Here is a 21,918-nt window from a genome sequence, read left to right as displayed (position 1 = left end):
AACGGGATAAAGATACCTAAAAATGCCAATAACCCTATTTAATTCGATAGCCTCGTGGTTGCTGAAAAAGCGCTATCATCAAATAGAACTTTTCTTAAAGTACCCAGAAGAGGTACAGGAAGAAGTGTTGTTTCAGTTATTGGAAATTGCCGAGGAAACTGAAATCGGCAAAGAATATGATTTTGAGTCCATTAAGAGTTACAGGGCCTTTGCCGATCGAGTACCCATCGTATCGTATGAGAAAATAGAGTCTACGATAGAACGTACTAGAAAGGGTGAGCAGAATATTTTTTGGCCTACCAGTATTAAATGGTTTGCCAAAAGCAGTGGTACAACGAATGCCAAGAGCAAGTTTATTCCTGTAAGTTCAGAGGCTTTGGAAGATTGTCATTACAAATCAGGTAAAGACCTGCTTTGTCTTTATTTGAACAACAATGAAAACTCTCAATTATTTACGGGTAAAAGTCTGCGGTTGGGCGGTAGCAAGGAATTGTACGAAGATAATGGTTCCTTTTTTGGTGATCTTTCGGCTATTTTGATCGATAATATGCCGCTCTGGGCCGAATTCAGTAGCACACCAAGCAGCAAGGTTTCTTTGATGAACGAATGGGAAAGTAAATTAAAGGCCATTATTAAAGAAAGTACCCAAGAGAATGTGACGAGCTTGGCCGGGGTTCCCTCATGGATGTTGGTGTTGCTGAACAATGTACTTGAGGAAACCGGAAAAGAAAATCTTTTTCAAATATGGGAGAATTTAGAGGTGTATTTTCATGGTGGCGTAAGTTTTACTCCATATAAAGAGCAATATGAAAAATTGCTGCCGCGTAAACGATTCAAGTATTATGAAATTTATAATGCTTCGGAAGGCTTCTTCGCTATTCAAGATAGAAACAATGCCGATGATCTTCTGTTGATGCTTGATTATGGTATTTTCTACGAATTTATTCCCATGGATATCTACGGTACGCCGAAGCAAATGGCTATACCATTATGGGAGGTAGAGATCGGGGTCAACTATGCGATAATAATTACTACAAATTCAGGATTGTGGCGCTATAAGATTGGCGATACGGTGCGATTTACCTCAAAGAGCCCATACCGAATAAGGGTAACGGGGCGAACTAAACACCATATCAATGTTTTTGGGGAAGAATTAATTATTGAAAATGCAGAGGAAGCCCTTAAGAGCATTTGTAAAAAGACTGGGGCCGAGATCAAGGATTATACGGCCGGTCCCATTTTTATGTCCGGAAAAGATAAAGGTGCCCACGAATGGATCATCGAGTTCAGAACACCCCCGGATGAAATAGATTACTTCACCGAATTTCTAGATAATGCCCTGAAGTCTTTAAATTCAGATTATGAAGCCAAGCGATATAATAATATTACCTTGAAAATGCCTAAGGTGCATATAGCCAGGGCGAATTTGTTTTACGATTGGTTGAAATCAAAGGATAAACTTGGCGGCCAACATAAGATTCCAAGACTTTCAAATAGAAGGGACTATGTTGAAGAGCTCTTAGAAATGAACAAAATTGGCAGTAAATATTGAAATAATATTTACTGCCAATTTTGTGTTTAAAATGGTAATACGGAAACTACTCTACTCCGGTGGCCATAAATGTGAATTCATCGAAATTTGCAGTGGTTTCGCCATTTATTGAAGATATGCCTACTACTCTGATGTATCTAAAACTCATTGCGTTTTCTGGAATATCAGCTTCAATGGTCTCTTGGGTATTGTCAGCAACGTCCAGTAGTTTAACCCAGCCTTTTGCAATAGCATCCACTTCCCAGTCGGCCAGCTCACCGGCGTCTATGTCTACGGTCTCAGCTCCGGTTAAATCATTTGTTCCCCAAATTTGATAGGCTCCAGGACTTCTGCCGCCACAACAGGCTGATCTTTTGTCTAGACGGAACCCTCTTAAATCAGCGGTTACACCCATATCAAAACTCATAACAAATGGATATAAATCTTCTGGCGAATCGCAACTGTGCCAAAATTCACCCGTGGCACCGTCGGTAAGTCTTTCATAGGTGGATCCATGGCAACCGTCCGATGCATCGAAAGGTAGTTTTAGGGCGGTTATTAGCGAATGGTCCAGTTGAAACTTATCGGGAAACATTGTTTCCGATGCGGAATTAAATACTTCGATGGCATTTGCTGCAGGGGCATAGGTACTTTCGATCATGATCTGACCGCCCAATTTGTAACTGGTCAAAGCTGTTTCACCAATATCATTGGGTATTTCAATCGTCTGCAAGGCACCGGCTGCATCTTCATAAGTAAAGGAAGTCGAAATGCTTCCATCGGGAACGTTGCCCCAGGTCACCAAGGCATCGGTCTCATAAGCTTTTATACTTGAAATACCTCTGCTGATAAGGGCTTCTTGGTATTTCGTACCATAAACTACGGTGTTCACTTCACGAGGAATTGAGGTGTGTCCGGCATCATCTTTTAAAATGACATCAAAATTATATTCGCCCTCAGCTAAATCTACCGTGAAAGCAATGGTATCTTGGCCGGCATTTTTACGTACCACATCAAATTCCTGTATAAATGATTTATCCTTGGTCTGTAGAACGCCACTACTTATTTTTGGGTCGGCATTGATTACTACGGAAAATTCCAATTTTTCAAAACCCGGGGCGACCAATACGGTATCGGGTGTTCCTACATATATGATTTCCCCGTCTTTGGTATATTCACTATAGGTTTCTGTCGTCTCTTCACACGAGGCAACGCCGATGATTGCGCCTATGGCCACAAGGGTGAGATATATAATTCGTGTTGACTTTTTCATTTTTTTATAGATATTTAAGTTTAGCGGTAACTAGGATTCTACTTGGTTGAATTTGATTCATTTTTTAGTGATCTAGTTTTCGGTTATTCGGCCAACTGTCCCCAGAAATTGATTTCCATGATATGAATGAACTTTCCTTCCGACCAATTTTTAAGGTTTACGAAGCGAATGTAACGAACGGGTGGGGCATCAATAGGAAATTCGAATTCTTCACCTGAGGCGGCAGATGCAGCATCTTCCGCGCTATTAAGGCCAATGGCGCCTCCTGATGGTTTTACAACTTCTCCATTCTCGATTAATCGGGTCCACCCCTCAAAGGAATCTCCATTATCGGCCGGAAGTTCATCAATACCCCATACTTCAAAATACCTAGGATTGCCGTGGGTAAAGATCCAAGAACCTTGTCTTTGCCAGAATTTAAACCGACTGAGTTTGGCCGTCACCCCAAGGTCCATAGTGAACATGTGAAAGGGTTCTGTATACGGGGCTATAGTCACACCAGGCTCTGTTTGAGAGGTGTGATATCCTGAACCGTCGATAGAGCCGTTCCACATATTGGGCATGATCCAGCCAAAGGCATCCGCCCTGTCACCGTTGAGAAAAAGGTTGTCGAACTCTTGAATATCAAGTTGTATTTCCGCCAATGGCAGAACCTCCGTTCGCTTTATAGCGGTAATGTTGTTCCAGCGGTCGATTGCGGCCACCCCAAAGTTCTGCAAGGTCGGTGAAAATGTCCTGTAGGTGAAGTGTGACCGGTTGTCATTATCTATAAAAGCAGATTGATTATAACTGATGGAGCCGCTCTCGTCAGCGGCATATAAAAGTAATTCAGCCTTAATATTATCCTCGTTATTATACTTTAATCGAACACCACCGAAATCGGGGACCAATTCAAATGATGAAAAAAGCTTGTCGATTGGTGCAGTTTCGGGGTTTATGGTAACCTTTACGGCAGTTGATTTGTTATTACTTCGGTCGACAACTGTAAGGTTCACATCTTGTGGGGTCGTTTCCTTGAGTCCTTCAATGCTAATAAAATTCTTAAAAATGGAAGACCTTGCAGAAATCAATTCACCATTTCGCACATAACTGGCTTCCACAAGAAGCGCATCTTCGTCTTCGGGCAACTTGTATTTGATTATAGCCCCACCGGGTAAATTCTCGACGGTCACATCTGTAATTACATTAGGAGATACATCATCTCCCACCAAAGGTCCTCGCTCTTCCTCTTCGCAAGAAATAACGACCATAGATAGGGTGAAAACCGTTAAACAAAACAATTTGAAATTTTTCATGATATAATTATTTTTTATAACGTACATATTACCAACCGGGGTTTTGCACTAAATTGCTATTAGTTATAATGTCGTTCTCGGCTATTGGCCAAAGATAATCCCTGTTCAAAAAGCGATAGCTACCTACCGAAATCACTTTATAGTAATCTTCGGTATTCTCGCCTTCGGAGTTCCACCCCCGTATATCACTGTTCAAAAATTCTGCAGCCCTTTTCCATCTTCTTAGGTCCCAAAATCGGTGACCCTCGAAAACCAATTCGATCATTCGTTCGTCATGAATGATGTCTCTAAGACCATCTTGCGTTGTAGGTTTGTTCGGGTTTCTTGATGCGGCGGTCCATGATTCGACTACCCCATCGAGCCCGGCACGTTCCCGTATGAGATCGATCCATGGGTAGGCTGCTGTGGTCTGGCCCGTTTCATTGAGTGCTTCGGCATACAAAAGATAGAGATCTGCCAATCGGACCACTGGAAAAGGGTAGGCCCTATTGCTATATCCGGATGATGTACCACGCTGAACATTTTCATAATAGACCAATTTCTTCGGCCAATACCCTGATACCCCCCAGCGGTTGGCATCGGTCTTGCCCGTTCTTTGACCCTTTTTTGCCTCTACAATCAGTTCGTTGTCATCACTTAGTTGTCCATGACCGAACCAAGTGCCTCCATCGAAACCGAGCGAAGCATAAAAACGAGGTTCGCGGTGCATGTTAAGGTTTGCCGTTTCGAAGCCGGGCCTAACATAATGTTGGTGGGCCTCATCTGCGGCAGATACCTCAAAGCGACCGGAGTAATCGTAACTGGTGTCTTCATCAATGGGCACCCCATTTTCCGAATAGAACATTTCAGCTATTCGCATAGGGGCGTTGTAATAAGATTGAACGCTTTCCCGTGTCTCTGCGGTCAAATCTAGGGCGATTTTGGCTTGCGACCAGTTTTGCAAAGTTGACATGGTGCGACCGGAAGCACCCCAGACGATTTCTTCGTTCCATCGTTCGGCGATACTGCCTCTTATGCTTAGTTTGGTTACTGTAGTGTCGGACCAGTCTGCCGGTGCACCAATAAACTTGTATAAAGAATGACCCGCCTCATGGGCCATGTCTATGGCACTTTTACAAGCGGCGGCGGCCCGGGTCCATTTTTCGGCATCAAAACTAGTGCTGATCAATTCATTGCCTTCTGCATCGGTAAAACCGGCGTAATCCCCATTTCCATTGAACAAAGGGCTGGCCACGGTCATGAGTGTACGTGCCTTTAGGGCTGCGGCTATAGGAGCTGTTAGTCGACCAAGTTCAGTACCTTGATCCTCCACTACAGTAGGTAAATCACCCATCGCTTCATCCAACAATTCTACAATATAATTCGCCACTTCATCTACTGGGGCCCTGGTAACCCGTACGGCCTCCACACCGGCACTTACTTCAATGTTTTCACGAATGATAGGAATCGGACCGTACATACGCATCAAATAAAAGTGATAATAAGCTTTCAAAACCTTGGCTTCGGCAACCCACCTAATCTTTTCGTCTTCTCGGATGTCGAAAGGTTTGTCTACATTTTCTAGAAAAATGTTACAATCACGGAGAGCAATGAACAAGTTGGTGACACTATTTGATCCCCAATATCCTAATCGTGGGTTGACTTTGGTCTGGCTTCCACGACCTATGGCGCGGCCGTCCCAATTACGGGATACATTATCGTTGACCGCTATTTCATCACCAGCTACAAGCGCTGGGTTTTGAATACCGTTAAATGGCGGGAGGTAGCCGTACAGGGTTGCCAAAAAGCGTTCTGCCGCATCACGTGTCTCGAAAGCATCTTCAATAACGGCAATGTTATCGGGAACAACGTCGACATACTTGGAGCAGGATCCCCCTATAAGGAGAAACGCTATAGTAAGTAAACTGTTTATCAATTTTATTTTCATCTTTTTTTCTTTAAAGTTATAGCTATTGTAGAAACTTTCTTCCATTGCTTAAAAGCCAAGTTGGAGACCAACATTGATAGTTCTTTGCAATGGATAATTTAAACCTGTTCCCTTAAGTTCGGGATCCCATAATTTGAATTTGCTCCAAGTTATTAGGTTGGTTCCGGTAACATACATTCTAAGTTTTTGAATCTTCAATTTATCCTCCAATCCTTTACCGATATCAAATCCTATTTCTAGTTGTTTGAGGCGCATAAAAGAGCCATCACGTAACCACCAAGTACTGGTCTGTAGATTGTTTTCTATCGGGGTGGTCGATAGTCTTGGCCATAGGGCGTATACGTTCTTGTTGTCTTCTGACCAATGGTCGTCGGCATAGGCCTGTAGTAGGCCGTTCTCAGAAAGTATACCATTGCCAGGCCCTATCAATAAGCCGACTTGATTGGTCTGAGAGCCTATTATACTGTTTATAAAGGGTCCTGTTCGGTAGGGATCGATAAAAAAGGATGTTTCTGCCAAGCCTTGAAAAAACATGCTTATGTCAAAACGTTTGTAGCCTGCGGAGATACCAAAACCATAGGTGATCTTAGGTACATCGGGTTTGCCTATCGCTGCCCGGTCTAAAGAAGTAATCAGGTTATCCCCGTTCAAATCTTTGTACTTGATGTCGCCCCCGCCATAATCGATTCCTGGAGTTCCAAACTGAACTGGTGAGTTTCTCGCTTCTTCATCATCAACGAACAAACGCTCTGCGATATAACCTTGACTGGTATTGACATTATTGCCAATGTTCGATCGCCATGGGGCGCCGAGCTCGGCATAGTTGGGTTCTTCAAAGACAGTGTACTCGTTGTCGGTATAGACAAAAGTTGCTCGGCCTTGCATCCAGAAATTTTCATTAAAGGAGTGGTTGATGTCTAAAGAGGCATCTACACCTTGTAACTTTACTTCACCGACATTGGTCTGAATTACAGACTGTAGCCCTAGAGTTGTGGGTATATCGGATCTTGTCTGTAAGATGTTGGATCTGTTGTCTTGAAATACATCGGCCCTGAATTGAACTGCATCGTTGAAGAGGTTAAGGTCAACCCCTATGTTCAATTTACGTGCTGTTTCCCAAGTAACCAAAGGGTTTGCATACCTACTGATGGAGACCCCGCTTACATTCTGGTTCAAATCACGACCAAAAGTGTACCCACGACCACCGTCATTTATATTTACTTCAGATAGGTAGAAAAAGCGGTCATTCCGGGTATTACCGATTTGATCATTACCCACCCAACCGTATGAGCCTCTAAACTTAAGTCTGGTAATTAAATCTGACTTAAAGAATTTTTCGTTCGAGACCAACCAGCCAACACCAAAGGATGGAAAAAAGCCGAATCGATTTTGTTTGGCAAAACGCTCTGATCCGTTGTAACCAAAATTGGTTTCCAAAAAATATCGGTTGTCATAGTCGTAGTTGAACCGACCTGCCAAGGTAAGGTTTCTACTTGGCAGCGAAAGTTGTACCGTGTTTGCATTACCGTCTAAAAATTCCCGGGCGGTAAAAGCCAATAGCCCTGAAACGGTATGCTTTTCTGCAAAGGTGTTGTAATAATCGGCGGCCATCTCCATATATAGCACCGAATTGTTCACTGCATTGTGATCGGGATCTAACTCCAAAGATTCATCACCTTCGGAAGTTCGTGTCAAGGTATATTCTTCAGTATTGGAGTCAAAGGTCGAAACCCTGTAGAAGTACGGTCGATATGACCTCCTGTTTTCAAAGGAAGAAGTGGTATTGGCATTACCTAAAAATCGTGCTGAAAGACCTGGCAATATTGAATTTAGGTCTTGTTTGAATTCCAGTTGTACCAAAGAAAGTTGTCGTCTATAATCTCTATAGCCTCTCTGAAGTTCAGCATAGGGGTTGTACCAAACGGCTCCATTATCCCGGTTTCCACTTTGTCTTGGCCCTAGGTCGTTGCCAAATGTAATGTGCGGAACCCCCTGTAAAGCTGCATCGGGCTCAAAAACAGCAGGGAAACGGACTGGACTGGTACGTACGGCGGCATTGTAAATGGCATTACCTCCTTGTAAGGGCCCCCGGTAATCATCTATAGTAGAATGCAATCGTACAATCATTTCAGTGTTTTCATGCAAATCGATATTTATGTTCGATCGCAGCACATATTGATTTAATTTGATATTGTTGGTAAAGCTGTTGGTATCGTCAACTTTTAGTAGTCCATCGTCAGAGTTAAGTGCGCCTGCAACATAATAGCGAACTTTGTCGCCACCACCGCGTACATTAAGGTTGATTCGTCGTGAACCGGCCCAATCTTGAAATAATTTATCGAACCAATCGACCGCAGGATATATGTTAGGATTACCACCCCTGGCGGTACCGGCAATTTTTTCTTCTGTAAAGGTGGGGAAAAGTCCTCGAGTTCTATCCGCTTCATTCTGTAACCGCATGTGGGTAACAGGGTCGGCCAAATCAATTACCGAAACAGGCGAATTATAGGCGTTCTCGTATCTTAAGCTAACAACAGCCTTGCCCTTTACACCGGTCTTTGTGGTTACCAATATAATTCCGTTGGCCCCGCGTGCACCATAAATAGCGGTTGTAGTAGGATCTTTTAAAACTGAAAAGCTTTGAATGTCATCAGGTTGCAATCTGGCAAGGTCGTCAACGGTCAACTCTACACCATCAATTAAGATTAGTGGTCCGTTCTGCCCGTTGAACGAAGCTACTCCGCGAACAAAGAATTGGGCATTGTCTGCGCCAGGTTCACCACTGGTCTGATAAGATACCATACCCGAAATTCTTCCGGCCAGGGCCGTGGTCAAGTTGCTCGATGGAATCTTAAGTTCAGATGGCGTAATGGAGGTCATCGCACCCACAACCGCTTCTTTCTTTTGGGTACCAAAACCCATCACCACTACTTCGTCTAGAGCAGAAGCGTCTTCCAAGAGAGCCACGTTTATTGTTGTTTTTCCGTTTAAGGGTAGCTCTTGAGGGGCAAAACCTAGATAGGAAATGGTCAGGATGACATTTGCATTGGACACATCGATTGAAAAGTTACCGTCGAAATCTGCCGTAACGCCATTGGTAGTTCCTTTTTCAATGACATTTGCACCGGGGAGGGGAGTTCCACTACCGTCGGTTATGGTTCCTGTTACGGTCACATCTTGGGCATTTATAGTCTGCAGACTTAGCATAATTATAAATGTAAAAAGATGATAAAGTCTAAAGTTCATAAAATGGTTTTTTTGTTGGTTAGTTTCGTAAATCTTTAAAATTGAATTGCGAATGAAATTGAGAAGTAGGTAAAATCATTTGTTAAAGTAGAATTTTTCCATATAAATTATTAAATAAGTGTTCTAGATGTTTGTTTGTTAATTATTTTTTAAAAAAAAGGCATAAAATTATGTAATTGTTAATATTGACGCAATATAATGTGGATTTCTAATGTTGTCTACCTCGATAGATACAATTTGTGGTACTTTTTTGTCTTAAATTAAGTTAACGTTCCCTTAATTATGGAAAATATAGTCTTATTGACATTCTGCAAAAAGAAGGAATTAGGGTGATGGCAGTTAAAATATCCTCCTTACTTAGAGTTTAGAGCTCGGAAACGAGCTGTACATTTAATTCGCATTCTGGAAATGGTAATAACTGTCTCTCCCAAAACCAAATTGATAGGTACAAACGTAAGTACATCGAGAAATATACTTAGATGAACAATTAAATATTGATTTTCAGCGTTTATTGTTCATCTTGATCTTATGATTTAACCTATACAAAACAAAAAATAATATTATGGCCGAAAGACTTGTGGTGGTATCCGATATGTGGGGTGCAAAAAAAGGACTGTGGATAACTTCTTACTTGGGCTATTTACAGCAATATTTTGATATTGTTTTTTACGATTGTCAGCAACTCGCAAATTTGGATTTACAGGTGTATACCGAAGAAAATGTTCATAAATCCTTTGTTAATGGAGGAATCGAGACGGCAGTGGCGCACTTGTTGCACAAGGAATCTGAGCCTAGCCATTATTTGGCTTTTAGTACTGGTGGAACCATTGCATGGAAGGCAGCGCTACAGGGTGTGCCTATGAAATCATTATATGCGATTTCGGCGACACGTTTACGTTATGAAACTGTTAGGCCAAGCAACAAGGTTGAATTAATGTATGGTGAAAGAGATGAAAATAGGCCATCGGAAGAATGGGCGAAAAAAATAGGATGTGAAATAGAACTTGTAGAAGGCTTCGGACATACGCTGTATTCTGATGAAAAGAATATCAGAAAAGTATGTCAAGATCTTCTGGCGACCGTGACCCAAACCGTAGGGGGGAGGGCCAAAAAAGCTGTCTAAAACCAGCCGATAAAATAATTAATAAAAAAGCGGGGTTAATCTCAATTGAGATTAGCCCCGCTTTTTTATTTAATAGTAGTTGGAATTAAGAAACCGCCTTAAGTTTCTTTATTGTATCATGAGAAATTTTATTCTCAGCATACGGCTTCGTAACTTTAAATTCAGTTTCCCCAGAACTAGGCATGTCGAACATGGCGTCTGTGAATATGGCCTCACATAAAGAACGCAGGCCTCGAGCACCCAGTTTGTATTCAATAGCTTTTTCAACAATATAGTCTAATGCCTGGTCTGTGATTTTGAATGAAATACCATCCATCGCAAACAGTTTTTTATATTGCTTGATAATAGCATTTTTTGGTTCCGTAAGTATGGCCCGAAGTGTTTTTTGGTCAAGAGGATTCATATATGTAAGCACGGGGAGCCGTCCTATGATTTCAGGAATGAGTCCGAAATCTTTTAAATCCTTGGGTATGATATATTGTAAAATGTTGTCTTGATCCAGGTTTTCATCTGCTTTAGATGCACTGTAGCCTACGGCTTGCATATTCAGTCTTTTGGTAATCGCACGTTCTATGCCATCAAAAGCGCCACCAGCTATAAATAAAATATTCTCGGTGTTTACCTCAATGAATTTCTGGTCTGGGTGTTTTCTACCTCCTTTTGGAGGAACATTTACCACTGTGCCCTCAAGTAATTTAAGCAAGCCCTGTTGTACCCCCTCGCCCGAGACGTCCCTTGTAATTGAAGGATTGTCGCTTTTGCGGGCAATCTTGTCAATTTCGTCAATGAATACAATGCCACGTTCTGTTTTTTCTAGATTGTAATCTGCTGCCTGAAGAAGTCGGGTCAGAATACTTTCCACATCTTCGCCAACATAACCTGCTTCGGTAAGTACTGTAGCGTCTACAATGGCAAGTGGAACATTCAACATTTTTGCAACGGTTTTGGCAATTAAGGTCTTACCTGTACCCGTTTGCCCTACCATTACGATATTGCTCTTTTGAATTTCGATATCATCTTCTTTAGAACTAGGTTGAAGCAGTCTTTTATAGTGATTGTAAACCGCTACCGCCATTACTTTTTTAGTGCGTTCTTGGCCAATTACATAGGTGTCTAAAAATTCTTTTATTTCTAGGGGTTTTCTTAGAACTAGCTCTGATGAAAGGTCGTTAGTCTTGGTTTGTCGAGATTCTTCTGCTACAATACCATGGGCTTGCTCAATACAGCGATCACAAATATGTGCATCTAGACCGGCAATCAATAGATTGGTCTCCGGTTTTTTTCTTCCACAGAAAGAGCATTCCAAATTTTCCTTTGCCATAACAATTATTGTCTTTGAACACTGCTAATCTAACGCAGTATTTTCTTTTTTGGTCTATTCTGGATAATGATAAATAAAGGTAATTGAAGAATTGGTCGAGATTAATCTTTATCCCTTACCAAAATCTCATCGATCATACCATATTCTTTGGCTTTGTCGGCCTTCATCCAGAAATCCCTATCGCTATCTTCGTTGACCTGCTCTATGCTTTGACCTGAATGACGTGCGATGATTTCGTAAAGCTCTTGCTTTAGTTTTAAAATTTCACGGGCCGTAATCTCAATATCACTGGCTTGACCTTGTGCACCTCCCATTGGTTGGTGGATCATAACACGTGAATGTGTGAGACCACTTCTTTTGCCTTCAGCCCCGGCGCATAGTAATACGGCTCCCATTGAGGCCGCCATACCCGTGCAGATAGTAGCTACATCTGGTTTGATAAACTGCATGGTGTCATAAATGCCTAAACCTGCATATACACTTCCACCAGGTGAATTAATGTAAATTTGAATGTCTTTGGAGGCATCTGTACTTTCTAAAAACAGAAGTTGCGCCTGTACAATATTCGCGACTTGGTCATTGATGCCCGTGCCCAAAAATATAATACGATCCATCATTAGCCTGGAAAAAACATCCATGGCTACTGCATTCATTTGCCGCTCCTCAATAATATTGGGAGTAAGGTTTACAGGGTAAATACTAGAGACTATTTCGTCATAGTATGTACTGCTGATTCCTTGATCTTTTATTGCGTAATTTTTGAATTCTTTTCCGTAATCCATTACTTGTAGTTCACATTTTTAGATAAAAAAGGCCGAAAACTATATTCTCGGCTTCGTAAAGATAGGTATTCTTAATGAGAATTTAATTTCAAAAGGCCAAATTTGGCCTTTTGAAATTAGCTCTTTCAGAAATATCCGCACAAGTTAGTGGGCAATTTATTGAAGACGAAATATTTATCCGTAGACCTCTTTGATAAAATTGTCGTAAGTGACTTCTTTTGTCTTTAAATTTACCTTTTCCTTATAAAGGTTGAGTAGCTTTTGACTCATCAATTGTTCGGAAAGGCGCTTTACCTCATCTTGGTTGCCAAGAACACGGGCGGCAATATTATCTAATTCTTCTTCTTGAGGGTTCAATTGACCATATTGGGCCATTTGAGATTTAATAAATCCTTTGGCGAATTCTTTAAGTTCGTCAAATTGAATTTGAATGTCGTTGTCTTTTATTATTTTACCCTCGATAAGCTGATAGCGGAGTCCTTTTTCCGACTTTTCGTATTCTGCATCGGCCTGTTCTTGACTAAGCGGTTCTTCTCCCGTCATTTGTATCCATTTCGTCAAAAATTCGGTTGGCAGGTCGAATTTAGTGTTTTCGATAAAATACTCCGTCACGTCGTTTAGAAGCTTCTGGTCCGATTGTTGTTCGAATTGATTTTCGGAGTCTTCTTTGATCTTGTTCTTAAGCTCTGCCTCTGAACTTACCGTGCCTTCACCAAATAATTTATCGAATAGCTCTTGATTAAGTTCGGCAGGCTGCCGCTCGTTTATTTCTTCGATAGTGAACGTTGTTTCAATATCAAGGGTTTTGGCTTTGTCTCCAGGTATTCCTAGGGCACTTGAAAGAAGGTAGTCTTCTTTGAAAAGTCCTTTTGTCTTTAGGGTGAGGGTGTCACCGACCTTTTTCCCAATAAGGCTTTCCGCCACTTTTTTAGAGTCGATCTTGTCTAGCTCTACCGTGGTTTTGTTGTCGATCTCTTCTTCTTCATTTTTAAAGGTGCCATTGACCTCATCTGTTTTTCCTACTTCAGATTTGGAAACCAGCTTGCCGTATTGTTTCTGAATTCGTTCGATTTGCTCATTGACCATTTTCTCGTCAGCAACGATTTTATAACGGGTCAAGGGCTTTTTTGTTTCTAGGGGCACTGCAAAATCAGGTGCTAACCCTAATTCGAACTCAAATGCAAAATCATCTCCGTCCCAATCAAAATTGTCTTGTTGTTTTGGTAAAGGATTGCCGAGAACATCTAATTTCTCTTCAGTAAGGTATTTGTTAAGGTTGTCTTGTATGAGTTTGTTTACCTCATCTACAAGAACTGCCTTTCCATATTGTTTTTTAATAAGCCCCATAGGAACTTGACCCTTTCTAAAACCTGGGATATTGGCCTGCTTTTTGTAATCTTTTAGTATTTTTTCAACCTTGTCTTGATAGTCGTCTTTTGTTATGGCGACTTTGACAACGGCATTCAATTCATCAATCTGCTCTTTCGTAATATTCATGCTGTTTTCTTTTTACTCATATCTTTTCTTTGCCTATTTCAAAGCAAAAAGGGATTCTGTGAACCAATATACTTGAACAATTTTCGGTGTAACTCTACGGAAATTGTGTTCTTAATTTTTCCGCTAACAAATTACGGGATGCAAAAATACCACATTTTATGAAGCCCGACAAGTTTTAAATTGTTGTATTTCAGAAGTGTGTCGGTACTTTACTTATCCTCCTTTAACAGCGAAAAAAGAATGGATTGAAGGAATGATAAGAGTAGGCTGAACAAAAGGGCCCACCAGATAGAAGATACTTGAAAACCATCGACTAGCGAATCGGCCAATAAGATGATAATTGCATTGATTATCAGTAAAAAAAGGCCAAAAGTGATAATCGTGACAGGAAGGGTGAAAATGATCAAAATGGGTTTCACTATAAAATTTAAAAGACTCAGTACAATAGCTACAATGATGGCAGTGGCGTAAGAATCAACGCCCACCCCGGGTAAAATCTTAGACAAAACGACAACTGCCAAAGCGCTTAAAAGTATTCTTAAAATGAGTTTCATAGGGCGTGGTTTAGGTTTTAAATATAATTATAAATGTTCAATCCCTCTTTTTAGTTTTAAAAGTTTCGGTCTAACTTTTAAGAAATTGTACGGACTTTTCGAAAAATTGTTTCGGATTTTCGGCATGCAGCCAATGACCAGCATTTTGAATAGTCTCTAATCGGGCTTGAGGAAAATGTCTCTTTATTTCTGGAAGGTCGTTTTCCATGACGTATTCCGATTTCGAACCTCTAAGAAAAAGTGTGGGACCGTTATAGATATCGACTGCTTCAATGTTTTCTCCGATTTCTTCCATTTTGTCAGCGAGCACTTCCAAATTAAAGCGAAACCCCAACTTATCTTTAGAGACCCAATGCAAGTTTTTTAAAAGAAATTGCCGGGTCCCAAAATCTGAAATATATCCTCCTAAGATTTTATCTGCCTCGGTTCTTGATGCTATTTGGTCGAAATTCAGCTGTTGAAGGCCGTTGATGATGTCTTGGTGGTGTGGTGGATAATATTTGGGCGCAATATCGGCCACAATCAGTTTCTGTGTCAAATTTGGATGGGAACAGGCAAATTGCATCGCAGTTTTTCCTCCCATGGAATGCCCTAAAATCATTGCGCTTTGAAGTTCTTTCTCCTTGATATAGGTCTTGATGTCTTCGGCGAGAATATCGTAATCAAAAACATCCGAATGAAAACTTTTTCCATGGTTTCGCTGGTCTATCAGATGTACCTGAAATTCGTTTTCGGCATATTGTGCACCAAGGGTTTTCCAGTTGTCTCCCATGCCAAGAAAACCATGTAGAATCAAAAGTGGAGTTCCTTGACCAATGATTTTTGAGTGTAACTGCGCCATTATTTCAGTTTGTTTAAGTACATGTTTACGACATTTTCAAGACCTAGGTATAGAGACTCACAGATAAGTGCGTGACCTATGGAGACTTCCTCAAGATAGGGTACCTTGCTCTTGAAATATTGTATGTTGTCTAGGCTTAGGTCGTGACCGGCATTGATGCCCAGTTTTAGATTGTGGGCCAATTCGGCAGCTTCTGTAAATGGTTTGACGCCTTCTTCTAGGTTGCCTGCGGTGTACGCATCGGCATAACTCTCGGTGTAGAGTTCGATGCGGTCTGCACCGGTTAGGGCTGCTCCTTCGATCATTTTTAGGTCAGGGTCAACAAAAATCGAAGTCCTAATGCTATTTTCCTTAAAAGTGGCAATAACATCTTTGAGAAAGTCCATATTTGAAACTGTGTCCCATCCTGAATTTGAGGTTACCGCATCAATAGCATCAGGTACTAAGGTAACTTGTGTAGGCCTGGTTTCTAGCACTAAGTCGATGAATTTCGGTATGGGGTTGCCTTCTATATTGAACTCGGTAGTTACAATGTTCTTTAAATCGCGTGCATCTTGATATCGAATATGTCGTTCGTCGGGCCGCGGGTGGATAGTTATTCCTTGTGCTCCAAAGGCTTCAATATCGGAGGCTACCTTCAGAACATTGGGCACTTGACCTCCTCGAGAATTTCTAAGGGTGGCGATTTTATTTATGTTTACGCTTAGCTTTGTCATGTTATAAATTGCTTTTTAACAATGACAAAAATACAAATTAGGCATGCCTTTTGATATATTAAATTAGTATTTTGCGTTATATTTAAAGTTATGCACATCCAAACCCACATAATTACAGATCTTCCGGTTTTTGATATTAATGAATCCGTTAAAAAGGTTATTCGCTTTTTTAAGGAGAATACCTTATCACATGCCTCTATTACTCAAAAAGGTGAATATGTGGGAGTATTGAGCGAGAATGATCTGGATTCTTTTGAAAAGGATAAGAAAATAGAGGATTATAGGTATAACCTAGAAACCTTTTTTGTTCGTAACGATAGTAATTGGTTAGATGTTGTTGAAACTTTTGCCAGAAATGAGGCGAATCTTTTGGCTGTTTTGGATGGTCAGAATGAAATTGTCGGCCATTATGAACTTTCAGATATCGTAGGAGCCTTTATAGATACACCGTTTTTTACCGAAACCGGCGCAATTTTAGTTGTGGCGAAAGGCGCTAATGATTATTCGTTCAGTGAAGTCGCTCAAATCGTTGAAAGCAATAATACCAAGATTATCGGAGCCTTTATTACCGATGTTAGAAATGATGTGGTACAGATAACGCTTAAAATAGGATCTTCAAATCTCAATGATGTTGTTCAGACTTTTAGACGTTATAACTACAATATTTTAATGGGTAATAAAGACGATCAATTTCTTGAAGACTTAAAGCAACGGTCTGACTATTTAGATAAATATCTTAACGTTTAGAATACATGAAGGTTGCTGTCTACGGTCAAACGTATTATGATAATTCGGTCAATTATGTGGTGCAACTACTTGATGAACTTCAAAAAGTGGCGGCAACTGTTTTCATAGAGCGCGATTTCTGCGATCTTTTGCGTGATCGAAAGGGAGTTGAAGGTTACGGAACCTTTACCGATAAAGAAGGGCTCGATTCATCTTTTGATATTTTTGTAAGTTTTGGTGGTGATGGTACCATGTTGAGGGCTGCGACTTACGTTGGTAAGTTGGGTATTCCTATGGTCGGGGTGAATACGGGAAGATTGGGTTTTTTGTCTACCTTTAAGAAGGAAGATGTAAAAAGAGTAGTAGAAGAATTTATAAAGGGTGACTATCACATAGTAGAGCGCAGTTTGGTCGAGGTAGCTTCGCCTGAACCGATTTCGGAATTCGGTATGTTGAACTTTGCTTTGAATGAAATAACGGTAAGTAGAAAAGATACTACTTCGATGATTTCGGTTGAAACATATCTAAATGATGAGTATTTGACCAATTATTGGGCAGACGGACTCATAATTTCCACCCCCACAGGTTCTACAGGATATTCGCTGAGTTGCGGTGGCCCTGTAATCGAGCCAACTGCAAAATCATTGGTGTTGACTCCGATAGCCCCACATAATTTAAATGCAAGGCCCTTAGTGGTGTCTGATGATACCATTATAAGATTGAAAGTTTCAGGAAGGGAGGAAAACCACCTATTGTCATTGGATTCGAGGATTGCATCCCTGGAAAATGGGAGGGAGATAATTGTGAAGAAAGCGGGTTTTTCGGTAAAAATGATTGAATATACTTCTGAAAGCTTCTTGAAAACACTTCGAAACAAACTGTTGTGGGGCCAAGACAGACGTAATTGAAATGTATCGAAACAATAAAATTTGCTAAAAGCTGTTTATCAAAAAGAGAACAGGAATATAACAATGAAATAGGCCAAATGGCTGAAATTGCTATATTTGCAAACTTTTAGAATCTATGGGAAGATGTGTCATCGCCATTCTTATTTTTAGTTGCTTTACCATGAGCGCACAAACATATGAAATAGGATTGTTTGCAGGAGGAGCCAATAATATTGGTGATGTTGGGAGAACGAATTTTATTCTTCCTTCAGATCTGGCGTTTGGCGGACTTTTTAAATGGAATAAAAGTCAACGGTATGCATGGCGCGCCAGTATGATTTACGGAAAATTCAAAGCTGACGATTCGAAATCAAGTATTTCCTCAAGAAGGCAAAGGGGGTATGTTATGGATAATTCTATTTTAGAAATGTCGGCCGGTATTGAATTTAATTTTGTTGAATATAATTTACATAAATTAGGCCCCGCGTTTACACCTTATTTATATACAGGTGTCACCTATTTCAGATACGATTACAACTATTTTGATGCAGGTGTCTTTCGACAACTCAATCAAAGGGCCGGTTCTTTTGCTATTCCTATGACGGTGGGCGCCAAAATGAGGTTGAATCAGTTTTTGATATTGGGAGCCGAAATAGGGGCGAGGTATACATTTACCGATAATTTAGATGCGAGCAATCCTGAGAAGTCTAATGTTAACGATCAATTAGGTGTGGCTTTTGGGAATATTTTTAGCGACGATTGGTACGTATTTTCAGGCGTTACGTTGACCTATACATTTGGCAGAAAACCCTGCTCTGATTGTTTTGAGTAAAGCACATGGACACGATAGAGGATATAAAGAATAAAAATTTACCACGACACCTTGCCATTATTATGGATGGCAATGGAAGATGGGCCAAACAACGAGGGAAACTTAGGGTTTTTGGCCATGAAAATGGAGTCCATACCGTGCGAAACACGGTAGAGAACTGTGTTAAATTAGGACTGGAGTATTTGACGCTTTATACATTTTCTACGGAAAATTGGAAGCGCCCGAAAATTGAAGTTGACACTTTAATGAAATTGTTGGTCTCCTCGTTAAAAAAGGAGCTCTCTACTTTTAACGATAATAACGTAAGGCTCAATACAATAGGTGATATAGCATCCTTGCCCAAGAAAGCTCATAAAGAATTGCTGGAAGTCATGGAGAAGACTGGCAAAAATACAGGAATGACCTTGACATTGGCTTTGAGTTATGGTGCACGAGAGGAGCTGAAAAGCGCGATAAAGGAGATAAGTATCAAAGTTAAAAATAATATAATTTCTCCTGAAAATATTGATGAAACCATTATTAATACTCATCTTTACACGCACGATTTGCCTGATGTAGATTTGCTCATACGCACTAGTGGCGAACATCGGATCAGTAATTTTTTACTGTGGCAGATAGCATATGCAGAATTATATTTTACAGATGTGTTTTGGCCCGATTTTAAAGAGCATCATTTGGTGGAGGCCATTAAAAATTACCAGAACAGAGAAAGAAGATTTGGAAAAACCAGCGAACAACTCAAATAGCGGCATGAAAATGTCCTTGTCACTAGGACTTTTATTTACCTTCCTACTAAATTTTACGACGACTACCATAACTGCGCAGGATGTTTCCTATGATGACGGTAAGAAGTATATCTTAGGGGGGTTGGAAGTTACTGGTCTTCAGAGCTATAATGAACAGACGGTAAAGACTTATACCGGCCTGCGGGAAGGTCAGCCGATTACCATTCCAGGAGATGAAATCAGCGAAATAATCAAAAAGTTATGGGGGCTGGAGCTTTTTACCTCTATTGACTTTTATTATCATGTCGAAGATGATAATAAAGTTTTTTTAGAACTTAGGATATTCGAACGTCCCACACTTTCAAAAGTTACTTTGAACGGAGTGAAAAAGGGTAAGGTAGATGATATTTTGGAGGATACTGACCTTAAAAAGGGAAAGAAGATTACAGAAAGTTTGATTGCCAACACCAAAAACTACTTACAGAACAAATACAAAAAACAGGGTTTTTTAAACACCAAAGTCAATATCGCGACAGCTAAGGATACTGTGGGGGTCAATACCCAGAGCATGGTCGTAAATGTTGATAAGGGCGATAAGGTAAAGATAAAGCACATTGTTTTTGAGGGTAATGAGAAATTATCCGATAAAAAGCTGGCAAAGGCCTTAAAGAAGACTAAGAAGAAACGGTTTTATCGCTTTTGGAAGAAATCTAAATATATCGAAGAAGACTACGAAAATGATTTAACGCTTTTGGTAGATAAATATGCTGAAAACGGATACCGTGACGCACGTATTGTTTCAGACACTATCATAAAGGTCGATGAGAACAACGTAGATTTAAAGATTGCAGTTGAAGAGGGAAACAAGTATTACTTCGGTGATATAGATTTCGTAGGTAATACCGTTTACAACGATCGACACTTGAGCAGGGTTTTGGGCATAAAAAAAGGAGATACTTATAATGGAGTGTTGATGCGGGAACGAATTGCAGATGAAAAACCCGATGCACAAGATTTGACCAATCTATATCAGAATAACGGTTATCTTTTCTCAAGTATCAACCCAATCGAAATTTCTGCTGAAAACGACACCATAAATTTTGAGATACGTATTATTGAAGGTAAAGAGACTTTCTTGGATCATATTACCGTTCATGGTAACGATAAAACCAATGACCATGTTATTTTCAGGGAATTGCGTACGCGGCCAGGCCAACGTTACGATAAATCGAACATTATTCGTAGTATTCGTGAATTGGGGCAGTTGGGCTTTTTTGATGCCGAGCAGATAGTACCCGATGTTCAAAATCCGGACCCTAATGCGGGTACGGTTGACATTGCTTACAACTTGGTAGAATCTGGATCGAGTCAAATTGAGTTGCAGGGCGGCTATGGCGGTGGCGGTTTTATCGGTACCTTGGGGCTTTCCTTTAGCAATTTCTCCATGCAGAATTTGTTTAAGGGAGAAGCATACAAGCCGGTGCCAATGGGAGACGGCCAAAGTTTTGCTTTACGCCTTCAGGCAAGTCGATCTTTTAGGGTATATAGCCTGAACTTTTCGGAACCGTGGTTGGGAGGTAAAAAGCCGGTTCGGTTTAATTTATCATTGTCCCGAACCCAACAATTTGGAACCTCGTACACCAGTAGTGGAAACATAGATGTCGATAAAGATCGTGGTTTTTCCATAACGGGTGTTTCACTAGGTTTGGCCAAAAAGGTGTTATGGCCAGATGATTATTTTGTGGTTCAGCATGCACTAGGGTATCAATTATACGAGTTTAGTGATTATTATACGGGGCTATTTAATTTTGGAAACGGAGCTTCCAATGCGCTGACCTATACTTTTGGTATTTCAAGAAATTCACAATTAGGAGGACGAATATTTCCTAGGGGAGGTTCGAATTTTGAGATTACCGCTAAATTGACCCCGCCGTATTCACTTTTTAGTAATAAGGATTTTGAAGCACTGCGTGACCGCAGTGAAGAATTGACGCCTATCGTATTTGCCCAAGGGAATGCAGATACTGAAGAAAGAAGAGAGCTAGAAGAGGTCGATGGCGAACGCTTTAAGTGGTTGGAATATTATAAAATCAAGTTTAAAGGTGATTGGTATACTACTTTGGTGGGTGACTTGGTATTGCGAAGTAATACGGAATTCGGTTTTCTAGGTAATTATAATAACGATGTAGGTGATGTGCCTTTTGAGCGATTTTTCGTAGGAGGCGATGGTCTAGGCAACTTTACCTTAGACGGAAGGGATGTAGTGCAGTTGAGGGGTTATGAAAACCAATCTTTGACCCCTGTCGACCCCTTGACCGGACGGCAAGAAGGTGGTCTAGTGTATAATAAATTTTCATTAGAATTAAGATATCCATTGACTTTGAAGCCCTCCGCTTCTATTTATGGTCTAGCTTTTTTAGAAGGTGGTAATGCGTTCAACAATTTTCAAGACTTTAATCCGTTTCAAATAAAACGATCGGCTGGAGTGGGGCTACGCATTTTTATGCCAGCTTTTGGGCTTCTCGGTATTGACTTTGGCTATGGCTTTGATCCAGATGCTACGGGAACACCGGGTCCAAGTGGATGGCAGACACACTTCATTATTGGCCAGCAGTTTTAATTTAAGAGTCGTGTAATGAGCT

General features: G+C 40.7%; 17 protein-coding genes. 7 read left to right on the top strand and 10 right to left on the bottom strand.

What is annotated here, in order from left to right; all coding sequences use genetic code 11:
• Nucleotides 1-22 precede the first annotated feature (22 nt).
• The gene (locus tag AACZ88_RS15930) at nt 23-1,552 is read left to right on the top strand and encodes a GH3 auxin-responsive promoter family protein (protein WP_339712144.1); all 1,530 of its coding nucleotides are present in this window, start codon (nt 23-25) and stop codon (nt 1,550-1,552) included.
• A gap of 46 nt (nt 1,553-1,598) precedes the next feature.
• Here AACZ88_RS15930 and AACZ88_RS15925 read toward each other — a convergent pair whose 3' ends face one another.
• The 4 genes from AACZ88_RS15925 to AACZ88_RS15910 form a co-directional block, all read right to left on the bottom strand.
• The gene (locus AACZ88_RS15925) at nt 1,599-2,804 is read right to left on the bottom strand and encodes a DUF4998 domain-containing protein (protein ID WP_339712142.1); all 1,206 of its coding nucleotides are present in this window, start codon (nt 2,802-2,804) and stop codon (nt 1,599-1,601) included.
• Between the two features lie 83 nt (nt 2,805-2,887).
• Nucleotides 2,888-4,099 carry a DUF5000 domain-containing lipoprotein gene (locus AACZ88_RS15920; RefSeq protein WP_339712140.1) on the bottom strand — a complete coding sequence of 404 codons (1,212 nt, stop codon included), beginning with the start codon at nt 4,097-4,099 and terminating at the stop codon, nt 2,888-2,890.
• Between the two features lie 28 nt (nt 4,100-4,127).
• Nucleotides 4,128-6,026 carry a RagB/SusD family nutrient uptake outer membrane protein gene (locus AACZ88_RS15915; protein ID WP_339712137.1) on the bottom strand — a complete coding sequence of 633 codons (1,899 nt, stop codon included), beginning with the start codon at nt 6,024-6,026 and terminating at the stop codon, nt 4,128-4,130.
• Between the two features lie 48 nt (nt 6,027-6,074).
• Nucleotides 6,075-9,272: a TonB-dependent receptor gene (locus AACZ88_RS15910; protein ID WP_339712135.1), complete on the bottom strand. Its 3,198-nt coding sequence runs from the start codon at nt 9,270-9,272 to the stop codon at nt 6,075-6,077.
• Nucleotides 9,273-9,834: 562 nt separating this feature from the next.
• On the opposite strand from AACZ88_RS15910, the gene AACZ88_RS15905 reads away from it, so the two are divergent.
• On the top strand, nt 9,835-10,395 hold the full coding sequence (locus tag AACZ88_RS15905; RefSeq protein ID WP_339712133.1) for a hypothetical protein: 561 nt from the start codon (nt 9,835-9,837) through the stop codon (nt 10,393-10,395).
• Nucleotides 10,396-10,480: 85 nt separating this feature from the next.
• Here AACZ88_RS15905 and clpX read toward each other — a convergent pair whose 3' ends face one another.
• From clpX to AACZ88_RS15875, 6 genes are all read right to left on the bottom strand, one after another.
• A complete protein-coding gene (clpX, locus tag AACZ88_RS15900) occupies nt 10,481-11,716 on the bottom strand; it encodes an ATP-dependent Clp protease ATP-binding subunit ClpX (RefSeq protein ID WP_339712130.1) in 1,236 nt (411 codons plus the stop codon).
• 101 nt (nt 11,717-11,817) lie between these two features.
• Nucleotides 11,818-12,498: an ATP-dependent Clp endopeptidase proteolytic subunit ClpP gene (clpP, locus tag AACZ88_RS15895; protein ID WP_339712127.1), complete on the bottom strand. Its 681-nt coding sequence runs from the start codon at nt 12,496-12,498 to the stop codon at nt 11,818-11,820.
• A 174-nt stretch (nt 12,499-12,672) separates the two neighbouring features.
• On the bottom strand, nt 12,673-13,995 hold the full coding sequence (gene tig, locus AACZ88_RS15890; RefSeq protein ID WP_339712124.1) for a trigger factor: 1,323 nt from the start codon (nt 13,993-13,995) through the stop codon (nt 12,673-12,675).
• Between the two features lie 209 nt (nt 13,996-14,204).
• Entirely contained in the window at nt 14,205-14,549 is a 345-nt protein-coding gene (locus tag AACZ88_RS15885; protein WP_339712122.1) for a phage holin family protein, read from the bottom strand.
• Between the two features lie 70 nt (nt 14,550-14,619).
• Nucleotides 14,620-15,390, bottom strand: a complete 771-nt coding sequence (locus AACZ88_RS15880) for an alpha/beta fold hydrolase (protein ID WP_339712120.1) — start codon at nt 15,388-15,390, stop codon at nt 14,620-14,622.
• On the bottom strand, nt 15,390-16,106 hold the full coding sequence (locus AACZ88_RS15875; protein ID WP_339712117.1) for a pyridoxine 5'-phosphate synthase: 717 nt from the start codon (nt 16,104-16,106) through the stop codon (nt 15,390-15,392). The genes AACZ88_RS15880 and AACZ88_RS15875 overlap by 1 nt, the downstream gene beginning before the upstream one ends.
• Nucleotides 16,107-16,196: 90 nt before the next feature.
• Here AACZ88_RS15875 and AACZ88_RS15870 point away from each other — a divergent pair, with 90 nt between their 5' ends.
• The 5 genes from AACZ88_RS15870 to AACZ88_RS15850 all read left to right on the top strand — a co-directional run bounded on the left by AACZ88_RS15870 (nt 16,197) and on the right by AACZ88_RS15850 (nt 21,896).
• Nucleotides 16,197-16,853 carry a CBS domain-containing protein gene (locus AACZ88_RS15870; protein WP_339712115.1) on the top strand — a complete coding sequence of 219 codons (657 nt, stop codon included), beginning with the start codon at nt 16,197-16,199 and terminating at the stop codon, nt 16,851-16,853.
• 5 nt (nt 16,854-16,858) lie between these two features.
• Nucleotides 16,859-17,740: an NAD kinase gene (locus AACZ88_RS15865; RefSeq protein ID WP_339712113.1), complete on the top strand. Its 882-nt coding sequence runs from the start codon at nt 16,859-16,861 to the stop codon at nt 17,738-17,740.
• A 160-nt stretch (nt 17,741-17,900) separates the two neighbouring features.
• Entirely contained in the window at nt 17,901-18,551 is a 651-nt protein-coding gene (locus AACZ88_RS15860) for a DUF6089 family protein (RefSeq protein WP_339712110.1), read from the top strand.
• 5 nt (nt 18,552-18,556) lie between these two features.
• Entirely contained in the window at nt 18,557-19,297 is a 741-nt protein-coding gene (locus AACZ88_RS15855) for an isoprenyl transferase (protein ID WP_339712107.1), read from the top strand.
• A gap of 4 nt (nt 19,298-19,301) precedes the next feature.
• Nucleotides 19,302-21,896 carry a POTRA domain-containing protein gene (locus AACZ88_RS15850; RefSeq protein ID WP_339712104.1) on the top strand — a complete coding sequence of 865 codons (2,595 nt, stop codon included), beginning with the start codon at nt 19,302-19,304 and terminating at the stop codon, nt 21,894-21,896.
• Nucleotides 21,897-21,918 lie beyond the last annotated feature (22 nt).

The sequence above is a fragment of the uncultured Kriegella sp. genome, from assembly GCF_963975415.1.
Classification (GTDB): Bacteria; Bacteroidota; Bacteroidia; order Flavobacteriales; family Flavobacteriaceae; genus Kriegella.
The sequence above is the reverse complement of the archived record's forward strand: the minus strand, read 5'-3'. Positions and strand labels throughout refer to the sequence as shown.